The 15,614-nt window shown below is 63.2% G+C and carries 12 protein-coding genes; 8 read left to right on the top strand and 4 right to left on the bottom strand.

Annotation, left to right across the window (positions count from 1 at the left end; translation table 11 throughout):
* Nucleotides 1-28: 28 nt before the first annotated feature.
* From QYE47_RS03090 to QYE47_RS03080, 3 genes are all read right to left on the bottom strand, one after another.
* Entirely contained in the window at nucleotides 29-4,450 is a 4,422-nt protein-coding gene (locus QYE47_RS03090) for an NEL-type E3 ubiquitin ligase domain-containing protein (protein WP_014591615.1), read from the bottom strand.
* Between the two features lie 78 nt (nucleotides 4,451-4,528).
* Entirely contained in the window at nucleotides 4,529-6,889 is a 2,361-nt protein-coding gene (locus QYE47_RS03085; RefSeq protein WP_014591616.1) for a DNA polymerase II, read from the bottom strand.
* A 66-nt stretch (nucleotides 6,890-6,955) separates the two neighbouring features.
* Nucleotides 6,956-8,146 (bottom strand): MFS transporter, encoded by a 1,191-nt coding sequence (locus QYE47_RS03080; protein ID WP_014591617.1) that lies wholly within the window; start codon nucleotides 8,144-8,146, stop codon nucleotides 6,956-6,958.
* 117 nt (nucleotides 8,147-8,263) lie between these two features.
* Here QYE47_RS03080 and QYE47_RS03075 point away from each other — a divergent pair, with 117 nt between their 5' ends.
* Nucleotides 8,264-9,160, top strand: a complete 897-nt coding sequence (locus QYE47_RS03075; RefSeq protein ID WP_014591618.1) for a LysR family transcriptional regulator — start codon at nucleotides 8,264-8,266, stop codon at nucleotides 9,158-9,160.
* Here the strand turns inward: QYE47_RS03075 and QYE47_RS03070 are convergent.
* Nucleotides 9,141-10,061: a LysR substrate-binding domain-containing protein gene (locus QYE47_RS03070; protein WP_014591619.1), complete on the bottom strand. Its 921-nt coding sequence runs from the start codon at nucleotides 10,059-10,061 to the stop codon at nucleotides 9,141-9,143. The genes QYE47_RS03075 and QYE47_RS03070 overlap by 20 nt on opposite strands.
* A gap of 160 nt (nucleotides 10,062-10,221) precedes the next feature.
* On the opposite strand from QYE47_RS03070, the gene QYE47_RS03065 reads away from it, so the two are divergent.
* From QYE47_RS03065 to QYE47_RS03035, 7 genes are all read left to right on the top strand, one after another.
* Nucleotides 10,222-11,010, top strand: coding sequence for a YqcI/YcgG family protein (locus QYE47_RS03065; protein WP_014591620.1), 789 nt, complete (start codon nucleotides 10,222-10,224; stop codon nucleotides 11,008-11,010).
* Between the two features lie 2 nt (nucleotides 11,011-11,012).
* Nucleotides 11,013-11,639, top strand: coding sequence for a LysE family translocator (locus tag QYE47_RS03060; RefSeq protein ID WP_003250434.1), 627 nt, complete (start codon nucleotides 11,013-11,015; stop codon nucleotides 11,637-11,639).
* A 39-nt stretch (nucleotides 11,640-11,678) separates the two neighbouring features.
* Entirely contained in the window at nucleotides 11,679-12,761 is a 1,083-nt protein-coding gene (locus tag QYE47_RS03055; RefSeq protein WP_014591621.1) for a hypothetical protein, read from the top strand.
* Nucleotides 12,762-12,899: 138 nt separating this feature from the next.
* Complete coding sequence (locus QYE47_RS03050) at nucleotides 12,900-13,595, top strand: sel1 repeat family protein (protein WP_014591622.1); 696 nt, start codon at nucleotides 12,900-12,902, stop codon at nucleotides 13,593-13,595.
* A gap of 147 nt (nucleotides 13,596-13,742) precedes the next feature.
* Nucleotides 13,743-14,435, top strand: coding sequence for an AzlC family ABC transporter permease (locus tag QYE47_RS03045; protein WP_004573762.1), 693 nt, complete (start codon nucleotides 13,743-13,745; stop codon nucleotides 14,433-14,435).
* A complete protein-coding gene (locus QYE47_RS03040; protein WP_014591623.1) occupies nucleotides 14,432-14,746 on the top strand; it encodes an AzlD domain-containing protein in 315 nt (104 codons plus the stop codon). The genes QYE47_RS03045 and QYE47_RS03040 overlap by 4 nt, the downstream gene beginning before the upstream one ends.
* The gene (locus QYE47_RS03035) at nucleotides 14,743-15,588 is read left to right on the top strand and encodes an AraC family transcriptional regulator (protein WP_070384053.1); all 846 of its coding nucleotides are present in this window, start codon (nucleotides 14,743-14,745) and stop codon (nucleotides 15,586-15,588) included. Before QYE47_RS03040 ends, QYE47_RS03035 begins: the two co-directional genes overlap by 4 nt.
* Nucleotides 15,589-15,614: the final 26 nt, after the last annotated feature.

Raw genomic sequence — 15,614 nt, 5'->3', positions numbered from 1 at the left:
TGCCTGCGGCCAGACAACCGGCCACCCGCTAACTGAGCACACGCTGCACCGTATTCCGGTCCAGCGCCTCCAGCGTCAACTGCAGCAACACCGCATGCTCACGTTGCTGATTGCGGATCTGCAGCCGTGCGATTTCCTCATCCCGATTCCCCAGCGCCATCAGCCGTTCCAGCTCAGCGTGCATGGCTTGGGGCACTTGCAAGCGAACTGCGCAAGCCTTGCGCAGGTAATCCTGCCAGAACCACTGGCGTGACAGGTAATCAGCAATGCCCTCCCGGGTCTGTCGCGCCAGGACCCTTTCACGGGCCAGGAGAAGGTCCTGCTTACTCAAGGCAGGGATACCTGCATAGAGCATTTCATCGGGTTGGCCAGGCAAGTCCAGAGACTTGCGCAAGCCGATTCGATAGGCCAAGGCGAATTCGATCGATTCAGCGCCCGCCCCCACCCGATGAGCATGTTCAGCCGCAATTTGCTCAAGCACCGCCAACCGCCACATCCGGGCACCGAGCTTCAACAAGCCCCGTTCAGGCCGGGCAGATCCGCTGTGCCTCGTGCGCCATATCATCACTCGCAGTTCCAGGTCGGCGAAGCGCACGGTGGCGTTATCCTGGCAACCGGTCGCCGCAGCGTGCTCGAACAACTCCTGCCTGAGGGCATCATGCTCAGACATCGCCTGGAGCATGTCGAACACACGGGCCGCGAGCGCGGATGCAGTCGATGAGAAGCTGAAGGCGCCCGATTCCGTCAGCATCGACAGGGTATTGAAGAACTCTTCCGATTGCTCCTCGGCCTCCAGATGGGCCCACAGTGCAGCCATTTCATCTCGACGCTCGCCAGGCAACGCATCCAGGATGCGCAACCGGTAAGGCACGCGACTGCCCTCAAGCAAATGCCAGGTTGAAAACCCGTCCTGCGCGGCCCCCAGCCGATTGCCAGAAAGCTCGACCCTGCCCGAGCGCCACAACTGCGATTGATGAAAACCCTCGGGCAGTTCAGAAATACGGTTGTCGCTGAGGTTCAGGGTGTGCAGTTCTGGCGCGTCCATCAGCCCGTAGGGGCACTCGGGTAACTGGGTGTTCGACAGGTAGAGGGCATTCAGCTCGGTCATTGCCTGGACGGAAAATGCCCTGCGCAGCGGGTTGTCTGAAAGGTTCAGGTACACCAGGGACCGGCAATCTGCCAGGACCAACGCCTGGCCTTGGTCAAGGGCGATCTGGTTACCAGACAAGTCGAGCACCTCCAGCTTCTGGACAAGCATCAGCGGCAATGGCAAACGCGTGAGTCGGCAATGGGTGATTTCCAGGTTGCGCAAGTTGGGAAACGCCCGCAGAAACTCATCCGGAACGTGCTCCACGCGCATGTCGCGCAAGGCCAGGATCGAGACGTGGGGAAAGCCCACTTGCTCGGGCAGGGCCGGCAGATGGCGCAAGCGGCTGATGGTCTGGGTCAGCATGAAGCGCCCGTCGTCCAGTGCTGCTTGTCCTTGCAGTTCCGGCACAAGACAGCGCCAGCAGTTGATCAGCCCCTTTCTGAACTCACGCCGGGCGGCCAGTTCTGATGACAGCAAGGCACTGCGCGCCCACTGGGTCAAGTGTCTCTTGAGCATCCCATATTGCTGCTCCAGCATAGATAGCCTGGCCTGTGCGTCACTTGAGGCCAACCAGCGCCCGATCTGTTCGTCGCTAAAGGCCGGGTACAGGTCTCGCAACCGGGCCTGAAGCGCCCTTGGCCTGTTTAGCCCTAACGCCCCCCATAGCCTGCCACCCGCCATGGGGTAACCAATCCGGCCATCAGCAAGACGTTGCGGCGCGAGAAACGAGCCGCTCGGCTGTTCCAGCCTGAGCAGGTTCACCACGGTCTGGCGTTGGTCGAAAGCCACATTGGTCAGCGCCTGGCGCAGCGCAGGCACAAAGGGCTGGCCTTGGCCGATGGCCGCTTGCGATGCGTCGTCATAGGCTGCTGCCAAGGTCTCGAACAACTCGCCCCTCTCACCGGCAACCGTGTGCGTTCGGGCACGCAGGCGGAACAGCCCATGACGATGAAGCAGGTCAAACGTCTGCGCCGATCCCTCGACCGTCAGTAACGGCTCGCTGGCATCACCGTCGTACAATCGCCACCCCGGCCCGCCAGCCCCCGGCACATGCACCAGCAGGTTCAGGACCACACGCGCCAGGTCGAGGTTTTGCGGCGTATCGATGCACAGCGCCTCGTACACCCGCGCCATTCGAATCCGCGCAACCTGCAACCTTGCTGCCTCGGCCATCAGCAACGGCACACGCCCCGTCTCACGCAAACGCTGCAGGTCATCCTCGCTGGCATCGCGCAACACCTCATCCGCGGCCAAACGGTGCAGGCTGGCAAAATTCTGTCGTAAGAGGCGGCCAGTTTCCGTGTCGGGATTCTGCTCTTCGTACAACGCCTGAAGCAGTTCTCGTCGCCCGGCCCAAGCCACCTCGGCCAACGCTACTCCGTCCTTGCCGGCGGCCTGTGGAAGGTGCATGACCCGCTCCAGCAGTTGCGGGTCTGCGGTTACACCGCCCTCGCGCAACTGGTTGACCAACGTACCAATCCTGCCAGCGAGCCGCACGCGTGTGACGGTGTCGAGCAGCGCGGCCTCCGGCGGTCGGCCATACACATGCCATGCCCGCAGATGCTGATCATCCAGGCCATGAATCGCCAGCGACCGGTCGATGTGCGCGTCGTCGAGGTCGCTGAATGGCCCGCCCAGGCGGCGGAACAACAGGCGTGAGTCGCCCCACTCGGCGGGCTGTTCGCACCACAGCCGCCACGCACCGGCTCCATTGTGACGGAGCGGCGGCGCATAGCCCTGGTAAGGGAGCAATTGCCACTGTTCATCGTCGTTGTGCCAGGTCATCTCATACCAGTGCCCGTCCATGCTGATCCAGCGGCGCTCGCCCAGGCGGTGCATACCCTCCATGTCCGGCACCGCCGTGTCTGGCGGGCTTTCGCAGCGATAGGGGCCGAGGTCTGCGTTCCACAGTTTTTCCTCACCGTTTTCCAGCTGCGCCGGTACCAGGTTGTCCACCACACTCCAGGCGCGTCGGGCCGTGACGACTACGCCAACGGTTGCCCCGACAGCCAGCAGCCCTTTGCCTACATTCAGCAGGTGCGCCAGTGCTGCATTGCGTTCGTTTTCCTGCCAGTCCCCTACAGCCTGGAACGTCTGCTCAAGCAGTTCCCAGGCCATCACCCCCAACAACACCGCGCCGATGCCCGGAACGAAGAACCCTGCGACACCCAACAGGGTCCAGCCTTCAGCACGCAAACGGCGGGCGTGTTCGGCCTGGACCTCGCGATCAAGCAAGGCCACGGGCGGGGCGATGATCGCAGCATCGTCCTTGATCCGCGCAATCCAGTCGTCAGCAAGGTGTTCGAACAATGGCAGGCGATAGGCAAAGGTCTGCTCATCGAGGTCCCGGGTTGCCCAGCCGGGCACGTCATCGAGGCGCTCACTGACGGCCGAGAAGAATCGCTGGCTATCGCGTCGGCGCACGAAGCGGTTGAAGAAACGCCGGTAGTCATCTTCGCGCAGGCGTTTGCCAAGCACCCGGCGGGCATAATCTTCCAGGTCGCTGCGCACGCTCCAGGGGCCGTGCGGGTCACCCGGTACATAGACCAGCACGCGCTTGCTGGTGTTGAACAGCAAGCCCGCGTCGATCACGTCCAGCACGACGATTTGCTGCAAGCGGCAACCGAACAACGCCAACTGGCGCACGCGAACCGATGCGCCTTCGAGCTTACCGAGCGTGTCCTTCATGCACAGCGCCACCACCCACTGCAGTTCGTCTGCGCTCAATATGCCCTGCGCCCTGGCCTGCAGGGCATCCACCAGCATGCAGTAGCGTTGCCGTCGCGTCAGCAATCCCCTGACTTCGGGCTGAAGTACCGAATCCAGATGCGCCTGGTATTTCTGCCCAAGATCCAGCGCTCGACACAGCCTGGCAAAGCCCGGTGCAGACAGCTCACTGCGCCTTGCGCCGCGCACATCGACCAGGCAATTGCCCTGTGGCTGGTCGCGCTGCTGCTCTGCGGTGAAATTGCACAAAGCGGCCTCGAGCAGAGGGATGTCGTAGTAGTCGCTGCCGACAACCGGAAGCCGACTGGTTACATAATGGATCGTGTGTGAGGGAAAGGTGTACCACTGGCGAAAGTACAGGCGATCGACATCAAGGTCGCCGTGGGCACCGAGCGCTTGCTGCAGCAAGGGCCGGGCAAATGCATTCAGGTTGCTTAGCCGCGCCAGCGCTGACGACAAGCCTGCACGGCAGGCCAGCAGTTCATGCAGCGCCTCGCTCAGCAGGGTGAATTCGGCCATGCTCAGCCGCTTCATCCAGGCCGGCAACCGCTGTGCGATGTAGTGGTCCTGGCATGCTTGTGCCATGGCAAGGGTATCGACCGCAGCCGATGGTTGACTGCTATTGTTCTGCATCTCTGCCTCCGCGACGACATGGAAGGCCGAGTCTGAAGACTGTAGCGTCAGGCTGACGCCTAGCTATCTACCACCTGTTCAGAACAGCAGTAACTGATGGTCGGTAAGGCGCGCGAAATCATCGCCGACAAAGGGCAGGATGGCGTCGGCCACCGGCAGTAGCTGGCGGCTGATGTAGTGATCGTAGTCGATCGGTGCCTGCAGGTTTTCCAGCGGCTCAGGCCCGGCGGTGGTGATCACGTAGCTGATCCAGCCCCCACGCTGGTACTGCAGAGGGCGCTGCAGACGCTTGTTGTAGTCGTCGGCAAGGCGTGCGGCACGCACATGCGGCGGCACGTTGCGCTGGTAATCGGCCAGCGGGCGACGCAGGCGCTTGCGATAAACCAGCAGTTCGTCCTGCTCGCCCGCCAACGTGCGCCGTACATACTCGCGTACATAATCACGGTAGGGCTCGCTGCGGAACACACGGCCGTAGAGTTCCTGCTGGAACTGCCGGGCCAGCGGTGACCAGTCGGTGCGCACCGACTCCAGGCCCTTGTAAACCATTTCTTCAGCACCGTCGGCCCGCTGCACCAGGCCGGCATAGCGCTTTTTGCTGCCTTCATCGGTACCGCGGATGGTGGGCATCAGGAAGCGTCGGTAATGCACCTCGAACTGCAGTTCGAGGGCGCTCTGCAGGTTCATGGTCTCGTGCAGATGGGCTTGCCACCATTGGTTGACCTTTGCCACCAGCTCGCGGCCGATGCGCGCCGCGTCTTCCTCGGCGTGGGCACCCTTGAGCCAGACAAAGGTGGAGTCGGTGTCACCGTAGATCACATCGTAGCCACACGCCTCGATCAGGGACCTGGTCTGGCGCATGATCTGGTGGCCGCGCATGGTGATCGACGACGCCAGGCGCGGGTCGAAGAAACGGCAACCGCTGGAGCCAAGCACGCCATAAAAGGCATTCATGATGATTTTCAAGGCCTGCGACAGCGGCGCATTGCCCTCGCGCTTGGCCGCTTCCCTGCCCTGCCACACCCGTTCGACGATGGCTGGCAGGCAGTGCTGTGTGCGTGAAAAACGCCCACCGCGAAAACCCTCGACCGAATGTGCGTCGTCAGGCAGACGCAGGCCTTCGATCAGCCCGACCGGGTCGATGAGAAAGGTACGGATGATCGACGGGTACAGGCTCTTGTAGTCCAGCACCAGCACCGAGTCGTACAACCCCGGGCGCGAGTCCATGACAAAACCGCCGGGGCTGGCTTCGTCCGGGCGGCTGCCAAGGCTGGGCGCGACAAAGCCAAGGCGGTGCATCTGCGGAATGTACAAGTGACAGAACGCAGCTACCGACCCACCGCTGCGGTCCACGGCCAACCCCGTAACCGACGCACGTTCGAGCAGGAAGTCGAGCAGCCGGGTATGGGCGAAAATGCGCGTGACCAGTTCGCAGTCCTTCAGGTTGTAGCGCGCCAGGGCCGGTTTGTCTTCGGCGAAGCGGCGATTGATTTCGTCCATGCGTTGGTACGGCGTGTCGATGGCCTTGCCTTCACCCAGCAGGGTCTGGGCAACGTTCTCCAGGCTGAACGAGGCAAAGCTCCAGGTGGCCGAACGCAACGCCTCGATGCCATCGATCAGCAGCCGCCCCGGCGCATCGGCGAAGACGTGGCCGCCACCGGCATGGCTGCGCAGGGTCATGACCGCACCGTTGCGCCCCAGCGTCAGTGGCACCTGCAACGACTTGGCGTGCTCATGCAGCAGACGCAGGTCGAACTGCACCAGGTTCCAGCCAATGATCGCGTCCGGGTCATGCCTGGCCATCCACTGGTTGAGCCGCGTGATCAAGGCGGCGCGATCGGTGCAATATTCCAGGTCGAAGTCAAGCCCGCTGGCATCGCCGTTGGCCGGACCGAGCATGTACACCTGGCGCTGGCCACAGCCCTCCAGCGCGATGCTGTACAGCTCGCCACGCTCGCTGGTCTCGATGTCCAGCGACACCAGGCGCAGTGCCGGGCGATAGCCTGGCAGCGGCCTGAGCTGGGCTTCCCGGTAAACGCCCTGCGCATCAGGCTGGCCAGTGAACTGCACCGGCGCCGTGATGAAGCGCTCCATGAGGTAACGCTCCGGCGGGCGGATATCGGCCTCGAGCACGTCGATACCGGCCGTGCGCAGACGCTGCTCCAGTTGCATCAATTGGCGATGCTGGCGGGTATAGAGGCCAAGCATCGGGCGATGCTCGAAGTCCTTCAGGCGCAGTGGCTTGAGCTTCGTCCCGGGTTCGTTGGCCAGCAGCACACGGGCGTGCTCGGCCTGCGCCTGAGGAATGAAAGCCACCGACTCCTGCGCCGCCAGCCGCAACAGCCGCGGCCCGTCATCGGTGGCCAGCCAGAACTCCACGCAGGTGCCTTCCGGCGTATCGTGCCAGTGCCGGGTCAGGACAAAACCCTGCTGCAACTCCACTGCGTCGACCTCTGGATTGTCTGTAGATGGCGTTATTCTACCTGTGTCGTGCCTGGCATGAGTGTTTTAGCGCCTCCCCGCCACAAAACCGCTTCCTCGCCCCGCCCAGGCCAGCAGCCAGGCCAAGGCTATCAACACCAGCACCACCGCGCCAAACCACTCCACACCTGCCCCAGCCAGCAGCAATCCGCCAATGATCCCACCCAGGGCAATGGCACTGTTCCACACCGTCACCAGCATCGACTGCGCCACATCCCCACCCTCGCCTGCCGCGTCGGCGCAAGCTGTCTGCAGCAGGGTCGGAGCGCCGCCATAGGTCATTCCCCACAAGGCGATGCTCAAGTACATCAGCCACGACGATGCCTGCCCCAACACCAGTGTGGCCAGGGCAAAACCGGCCAGGCTCAGCAACACCAACTTGCGTAAATGTCGGTCGACCAGCAGCCCTACCAGGCCGATCCCGGCCAGGGCCGACAGGCCAAATACCATCAGCACCGGGCCAATGTCCGCAGCCATGCCGGCCGCCGCCAGCAATGGCACGATATAGGTGTAGAGAATGTTATGACCAAGGATCCAGGTGAGGATCACCAGCAATACAATCAACACCCCCGGCGTGCGCAGCACCTGCGTGGCCGCCGGCCGCTTTCCGGCAGCGTGCCCCGGGTAGTCCGGCACCGACCGCAACACCCACACCACCAACAGCAACGCCACCAGCGTGACGACCACGAACGTCGCGCGCCAGCCCAGCCCCGCTCCTAGCCAGGTCGCAATCGGCAAGCCGAGCGACAAGGCAATCGGCTGCCCGAGCATGGCCAGGGCCATGGCCCGGCCCTGCAACGGTACCGGCACCATGCGCCGGGCATGGCCAGCAATCAGGCCCCATGCGAGGCCGGCCGCAGCACCCGTGAAAAAGCGCAGCACCAGGGTCAGCGTGTTGGAGTCCGACAAGGCCGTCAGCCCGTTGAACAGCACGAAGCCGATGATCGCCAGCAACAGCGCCCGGCGCCGATACCAGCCTTGGGTCAACGTCACCAACGGGATGGCGGTCAGTAACGAGCCCAAGGCATACGCCGTGACCCATTGCCCAGCCATGGCCTGGCTGATGTGCATGCCATCGGCGATCTGGTCGAGCAGACCCGCCGGCAGGGTTTCGCTGAGGATGGCGATGAAACCGGTCATGGCCAGCGCCAGCAGTCCGCCAACGGGCAGACGTTCGTTGCTGGCAGCCAGCAACGGTGCGGAAGATGTCTGGGACATTGCAAATGCCTTGAGTGAGAAACGAGGCGAACAGTCTGCAAGACAAGGCCATTGCGGAAAAAGACGGTTACAATGCCGCTCACCCAGGACATCAGCGTCCGCAATCAGGAGTGCGACATGGACAGCCTCAGCGGCTTCGTGGTCTTCAACCGGGTGGCCGAAACCCGCAGCTTCGTTGCCGCCAGCCAGTCATTGGGGATCAGTGCCTCGGCAGTGGGCAAGCGCGTGGCGCGCCTGGAAAGCCGCTTGGGCGTGCGCCTGTTCCACCGCAGCACACGCAGCATCACCCTCACCGCCGAGGGCACGATGTTCCTCGAACGCAGCCGGCGCATCCTTGCCGAAATCGAAGCCACCGAGCAGGAGCTGTCGCAGGCCAGCGAAACGCCGCGCGGGCGCCTGCGGGTGAGCATGCCGCAGGTGACCAGACTGGTAATGCCGGCCCTGGCCGAGTTCATGGCACTGTACCCACAGGTTGAACTGGACCTGGACTTCTCCGACCGCATGGTGGATATCGTCGGCGAAGGCTTCGATGTGGTGATGCGCGGCGGGCAGCCGGTGGATTCCCGGCTCAGCGCCAAATTCCTCGGGCACTTTCAGCACCGCCTGGTAGCCTCGCCCGAGTACCTGCGCGAACGCGGCACTCCCTTGCACCCACGCGACCTGGCGGCGCATACCTGCCTGCATTATCGCTTCCCCAGCAACGGCAAGCTGGAAACCTGGCCGCTGCGCCAGGAGCATCCTGAGCAAGCCTATGACATCCCCATCTCGATGGTCTGCAACCACGTCGAAACACGCGTCTGCTTTGCCTTGAACCACCGCGGCATTACCTGTCTGCCGGACTTCAACGTGGGTCGCGAACTGGCCAATGGCTCACTGGTCAGTGTCCTTGACGACTTCATGGAACGGCGCGGCAGCTTCTATCTGCTGTGGCCGTCCGGGCGGCAGATGCCGCCAAAGTTGCGGGTATTCATCGACTTCATGCTCGCTCGGGTATTCAACCGTACAGGTAGTTGATGTCCTTGTAGGCCAGCGGTGGCACCTGGCCGAGCAGGAAGTCACGCAGCTTGTGCATCTGCCTCGCTTTTGGGCTGGCCTTGAGCCAGGTAATGTAGTAACCGTCGCCGGTGGCCACGGCATGCTTGAAAGGCGTGACCAGGCGTCCGGCGGCCAGGTCGGTGCTGGCCAGTACCAGATCGACCACTGAAATGCCCAAGCCTTGCTGGGCGGCCGATATGCCCTGGTCGAGGGTATCGAACACCTGCCCCTGGTCGATGCTGATGTCCAGCGCATCCATTCGCGCCAGCCAACGCCGCCAGTCACGCCGGTCGGGTGACGGGTGCAGGAACTCGCATCGGGGCAGGTCGGACAGTTGCGGTTGCACCTGTGACATGTAATCCGGGTGACATACCGGGATCAGCCATTCATCGAATAGCTTGAAACTCTCGATATCGGCGGGAAATCGCCCGCTGGCCAGGAGAATGGCGCAGTCGTAGGGCTCGGAATAGAAGTCCACGCTGTCGATATCCATCCACACACTGGAAAGCTGCACACTGCAGTTGTCCTCGACCTTCTTGAACGCATCCAGCGCCCGCAGCAGCCAGCGCACCGTGAGCGTGGACGGCGCCTTCAGGCGCAGGCCGTAGCGATCCTGCCGCAGCAGTGCGCAGGCATTCTCGATGATCTTGAAGCCGACCTTCAGTTCTTGCGCAAGCAGGCGGCCGTGCTCGGTCAGGCTCAGCTTCGGGCCCCGACGTTCGAACAGGTCGCAGCCGAACAGGGCTTCGAGGGTCTTGATGTGATGGCTGACGGCGCCCTGGGTCAGGGCCAGCTCCTCAGCAGCGCGGGTGAAAGAGCCATAGCGAGAGGCCACCTCGAAGGCACGCAGCGCGTGCAAGGCCTGAATCCGTTCCGACATGGCGGCGTCCCGAACATGAGTGAGACTAATAGTAGGTCATAACTCCACGCGTTTTACAACGGCAAGAGCGTCTCGGAAAATGCAGGTAAATAACAAACATAACCAAGATCCTGCCTGCATGTGACTGGAACGTTTACTTAAATCAACGCCTGGGGAAATCATGTTTACGGGATATGGAAATTGCTATCGCCTGGATGCGCTGGAGCTTGCCGCTGAACATGGTCACAACATGCAACACTGGACGTTCAAAACCATAGAACACTTTCGCAGTATTCTCGCCAACCCCGAATTCCCCTGCCTGTTTGGCCGCAAGGCGGTAAACGGCGAAACCTGCCACATTCTCTTCGCCCGCGCCGAGCAACTGGCCGATGATATCGCGCAGGGCCTGGCCAACTATGTGCGCACCGTCGCACCGATCGCACCCAAGCAGCGCATCGGCAGCCCTTTGGTGGTGTTTCTCGAAACCGCAGCCGGCAGTAGCCTGGCCGAGCAGCAGGCCTTGGCCTGGAAGGTACTGCGCGGCGTGCATGCGCGCGACCCACACCCTTGGCCTCAAGGCATCCCGGCCGATCCCGACGATACCGGCTGGTCGTTCTGCTATGCCGGCATGCCGCTGTTCATCAACATGAACTTCCCCGGCCATCAGCAGATGAAAAGCCGCAATCTGGGCCAGCACATCACCTTCGTCATCAACCCGCGGGAGAACTTCGACGAAGTGGCCAACGCCAACACCGAGAGTGGCAAGCGCATCCGCGAGCGCATTCGCGAGCGCGTGCACCACTACAACGACGGCGTTGTGCCCGACACCCTTGGCTTTTTCGGCGATACCGACAACTACGAGTGGAAGCAGTATCAACTGCAGGAGACAGGCTCGCTCAACCCGTCACGCTGCCCGTTCCACGCCCATGCCGCACACCAGCCGACACCCGACATACTGATCGAGAACTGACCGTGAATACCGCACTCACCGCCACCTACGCCCTCACCGTGCTGCTACTGATTGCCACTCCCGGTCCGGTGGTGGCACTGATCGTCAACACTGCGGCCGCCTCCGGCTCGCGCAAGGCCATGTTCACCGCCGTCGGCACCAACTGGGCATCACTGGTGCTGATCGGCGCGGCAGCGTGGATCATCCTCACCAGTGCCGCCATCGACAAGACATGGCTCAGCACCATGAGCCTGCTGGGCTGCCTGTTCATCGGCTACATTGCCATGGGCACGTTGAGGGACGCCCTGCAGGCACCCGCGTCAGACGCGGCGAGCGAGGCCCCCAAGGCTGGGCGCGGCGGGCTGATGCAAGGCTTCATGGTGGGTATTTCCAACCCGAAAGACATCATTTTCTTCATCGCCTTCTTCCCGCAGTTCATTCAGATCACCGAATCGTTCGGCAAGAGCATGGTGGTGCTGTCGCTACTGTGGGTGGCCATCGATTTCGCCGTGCTCAGCCTGTACATCTTCGCCATCGGCAAGATCGCCTCGCAGCGCAGCAACCGCATCATCAGCCTGGCCTCGGGCGTCGCCCTGCTGCTGATCGCCGCCGGCGGCCTGCTGTACAACCTCAAGGAACTGGCGGCCTGAATCTGCTGCAAAGTACCCGGCTTAAGCGAAGGAGAGACCATGACCACGACTGATACGCGCCCGTCTCCTTCGCCGCTGCAGCAGGACTACCAGCGCTTTCTCCTGCTGGGCAGTCGCCGTGCCCCCTATATGCTGCATGTGCACGAAACCGGCTACCGCTCCGGCACCATCAACACCGATGCACTTGGTTTGCGCTACAGCCATTGCGCCGGCAAGCGCTTTTCGGCGGCCGAGCACGGTGGTGCGTCGCGCATCAACCTGCTGGTCGGCGGCTCCACAGCCCTGGGCATCGGCGCCAGCTCCGACGAACACACGGTGGCCTCGCACCTGTCGATGCTCACGGGCGAAGTCTGGCTGAGCCTGGCCGGCTGCGGGCTCAACGCCACCCAGGAATTGATGATGTTCCTGACCCACCAGCACCGCCTTGGCCAACTCGGCCATGTGGTGGTGCTCAGTGGCCTCAACAGCCTGGCCCACGAAGCCCTGTGTGAAGTCCTCGCAGGTACCAACGACCCGCAGCACGCCAAGGCCTACCAGGCTTTTCTCAACAGTTTCAGCGAAGGCATGCAGCCCTGCGCACCACCCCGTCGGCAGTCGCTGTGGCGGCGCATCGGCCAGGCGCTGGCCCCTCCCGTGGTCACAGCCCCGGTCAGCTGGCCATTGTCCTCCCCGGAAAAACGACTGGCCCGTGCCGCCGACAACATTGGCCGCACCTTGCGCCAATGGGACCGTCTGCTGGCAGACAGCCACGCCACGCTCACCTTCATCCTGCAACCACTGCTGCCCTGGTGCCGGGATACCCTGCCCGCCGGCGAGCAAGCCATGCTGACCGCGCTGCAGCAACAACCGGCCAACTTCGACCGGCTACTGGAGGGGGCATTCGACAGACAGTTGCATTCGGCATTTTTCCGCCGTATCAAAAGCCAGGCCGACCCGGTGCCCTGCTACGACATGAACTGCATGCTCGACAGCTCGCCCGTGTTCGGCGCCGACCTGTTCATCGACCGCCTGCACCTGAACGATCTGGGCAACAATGCCTTGGCCAAGGTGATCACCGCCAAGCTTGGGTTGGCCCAGGAAAAACATGCCCAGCGCAAGGTCACGCCGATCAAGCTCGTCTGACAGTTGTCGAGTGGTCTTTCGGCCACCCCCTTTGGGTGGCTAGAATACGTCGTCGTTACGATTTGCCCGAGGCGCACGTTTGACCGCCATGAACACCGAAGCCGTCCATCCGTACTTGGCCACCCATGGGGTTTGCCTGTGAGCCTTGTGCGACGCCTGCCCCCGCTGTTGGCTGCGCTGATGCCACTGGCCGCGCAAGCGCTGGAGGTACGCATCGACCCTCATGCCGACCTGCTCTACCGTCAGGCCTTGCCGCTACTGGAGCAGGCCGACAACCAGGACGACGCTGCCAGCACGCTGCGCACCGCAGTGGGCGGCGACCCTGAGCTTAGCCGCCAGGGCCAGGCCATGGCTCACACCTTGCCGACAGCGGTTGCCCTGCTGAAAAAATCGGTAGAACTTGGCCACCCGGTCGCACAGTACCGTCTGGCGCTGTATTACATGACGTACCTGCCCGCCGCGCAAATCCCGGAGGCCGCCTGCCCGTTGCTCGAGGCCAGCCTCCAGCAGGGGTTTGCCGCACCGGCGCCCGCCATCGCCACCTGGTGCCGGCCCTACAACGTCAGCAGCGAGTACCGTACAGCGCTGGAGGCCATCCCCAGCATGGCCACCGTGTACGCCCCCTACTACCCGCAACCGGCCACACGCCTGGCTTGCAACCGCAGCCGGCCACAAGGCCTGGAAATGCTATGGGGGCGTCAGCGCGATTACCAGGCCGAGGTGTACCGCCTGCTTGGCGACCTCGACCCACAGCAGCGCACGAGCCTGCTGCAGAAAGCCGTAGACATCAATGGCTGCGCAACGGCGCAACAGCTGCTGACCAGCCGCCCATAACCCAGGGTCATTCGGGGCCGCCTTGCGGCCCTGTTGTCAGTTGGCCACTGAGGTTGAGGCGAACACGCCTCGACCAGCAAGATCGTTCAAGCCATCCCCTGCCCCGTCTGTCATGCTGGTCTGCCACGTAGCCGCCATGCAGCCATCATGCCCCACATCGCCCGCCAAGCCTTTCTTCACGGCGCCATTGCCATTCTCCCGTTGTCCCTGGCCGTTGCCCCTTGGGGCCTGCTGGCCGGTTCCATGGCCATCGAGGCCAACCTCAGCGCCTGGCAGGGGCAAGGGCTGTCGGCCATCGTCTTTGCCGGCGCCGCGCAGCTGGTGGCCATTGGCATGCTCAAGGGGGGGGCCAACCTGGCGTCGATCCTGCTCACCACCCTGCTGCTTACCTCGCAGCACCTGCTGTATGGCCTGTCGATGCGACCGGTACTGTCCAGCCAGCCGCTGCGCTGGCGCCTGGGCCTGGGCTTTCTGCTGACCGACGAATTCTTCGCCCTGACCAGCCAGTACGACCAGCAGCAATTCAACCGCTGGTATGCCTTAGGGGTTGGCCTGACCTTCTACATCGCCTGGAACCTGTTCACCCTGGCCGGCATACTGCTAGGCCAGAATATTCCACACCTGGACCAATTCGGTCTGGATTTCTCCATTGTCGCCACTTTTGTCGCCCTGATCGCGCCCCTGGTGCGCAACCTGGCCACCGTAGTGTGCGTAGCCGTGTCGCTGTTCTGTTCAGTGCTGTTCAGTTACTGGCACTGGGAAACCGCCCTGGTGGTCGCAGGCCTGCTGGGCATGAGCGCCGGGTTCATCTGCCAGAAATTCGCCGGAGCCCGCGCATGACCTGGATCCTGATATTCGCCATGGGCGCCATCGTGTTCCTCAACCGCTACGCATTCCTGGAGCCGCGCCTGCCCTTGCGCCTGAGCTCGAATGCCCGGCAGTTTCTCGGCTTTGCCGTGCCGGGCATGCTCACCGCCATCTGCGGCCCGATCGTCTTCATGGCTGACCACCAGCTCAACCTGAGCCTGCTCAACCCCTACCTGCTGGGCTCCCTTGTGGCCATCGCCCTGGTGCTGTTGACCCGCAGCGTGTTGCTGAGCATGCTGGTGAGCATGTTGATCTTCTTCCTTCTGCGCAGCTGGCTGGCATGAGCCCGCCCTTGCGCGAGCAGACACACCTCTGGCAGGCGCCAGCCCTTGGCGACGTCGAGATGCTGCACGCTCGCTACTATCAGCAGCGCTTCGCCCCGCATGTGCACGAGGGCTATGTATTCACCGTGATCGAGTCGGGCGCCCAGCGCTTCTGGCGCCGCGGCAGCGAGCACCTGGCACCGGTCGGCAGCATGGTGCTGATCAACCCCGACGAACTGCATACCGGCGCTACGGCCCATGAAGCCGGCTGGCGTTATCGCGGCTTCTATCCCGAGCACGAGCGGGTGACCGGTGTGCTCGACGAACTGGAACTGGGCCGCCACGGCATGCCCAGCTTCAAGGACAGCGTGATCCATGACCCGGCCCTGGCCATCGCTTTCAGCCAACTGCATCAGTTGTCCGAAGCCAGCGCCAGCGCCTTGCAGCAGCAGACGGCCTGGCGCCAGGCGGTGCTGGCCCTGGTGCAGCGGCACGGGCAGTGCGCCGAGCCTTCGGCCCCTGGCCACGAACCCCTGGCCGTAGCCCGCGCCCGCGAACTGCTGGAAAGCCAACTGGCCGACCCGCCCTCACTGGAAGCGCTGGCGGCAGCAGTCAACCTTTCGCCGTTCCACTTCGCCCGGGTGTTCCGCCAGGCCACCGGACTGCCGCCCCATGCCTGGTTAAAGCAACGCCGCTTGGCCCGTGCCCGCGAAATGCTGAAGCACGGCCTGGCCGCTTCGCAAGTGGCGTTCGACCTCGGCTTTGCTGACCAGAGCCATTTGAGCCGGCAGTTCAAGCAAGCCTATGGGGTGACCCCGGGGACGTATCGGCAAGCCTGCGTTCACTCTGCTCTACGCGCGTGAAAGGGCGGCAGCGCCCTCTCCAACTT

This window comes from Pseudomonas sp. 2,4-D, assembly GCF_030418155.1.
Taxonomy (GTDB): domain Bacteria; phylum Pseudomonadota; class Gammaproteobacteria; order Pseudomonadales; family Pseudomonadaceae; genus Aquipseudomonas; species Aquipseudomonas alloputida.
The sequence above is the reverse complement of the archived record's forward strand: the minus strand, read 5'-3'. Positions and strand labels throughout refer to the sequence as shown.

What these genes read in the sequence shown, in the direction of transcription:
- QYE47_RS03090 (WP_014591615.1), bottom strand. Translation starts at nt 4,450, where the DNA reads ATGCAGAACAATAGCAGTCAACCATCGGCTGCGGTCGATACCCTTGCC.
- QYE47_RS03080 (WP_014591617.1), bottom strand. Translation starts at nt 8,146, where the DNA reads ATGTCCCAGACATCTTCCGCACCGTTGCTGGCTGCCAGCAACGAACGT.
- QYE47_RS03075 (WP_014591618.1), top strand. Translation starts at nt 8,264, where the DNA reads ATGGACAGCCTCAGCGGCTTCGTGGTCTTCAACCGGGTGGCCGAAACC.
- QYE47_RS03070 (WP_014591619.1), bottom strand. Translation starts at nt 10,061, where the DNA reads ATGTCGGAACGGATTCAGGCCTTGCACGCGCTGCGTGCCTTCGAGGTG.
- QYE47_RS03065 (WP_014591620.1), top strand. Translation starts at nt 10,222, where the DNA reads ATGTTTACGGGATATGGAAATTGCTATCGCCTGGATGCGCTGGAGCTT.
- QYE47_RS03055 (WP_014591621.1), top strand. Translation starts at nt 11,679, where the DNA reads ATGACCACGACTGATACGCGCCCGTCTCCTTCGCCGCTGCAGCAGGAC.
- QYE47_RS03045 (WP_004573762.1), top strand. Translation starts at nt 13,743, where the DNA reads ATGCCCCACATCGCCCGCCAAGCCTTTCTTCACGGCGCCATTGCCATT.
- QYE47_RS03040 (WP_014591623.1), top strand. Translation starts at nt 14,432, where the DNA reads ATGACCTGGATCCTGATATTCGCCATGGGCGCCATCGTGTTCCTCAAC.
- QYE47_RS03035 (WP_070384053.1), top strand. Translation starts at nt 14,743, where the DNA reads ATGAGCCCGCCCTTGCGCGAGCAGACACACCTCTGGCAGGCGCCAGCC.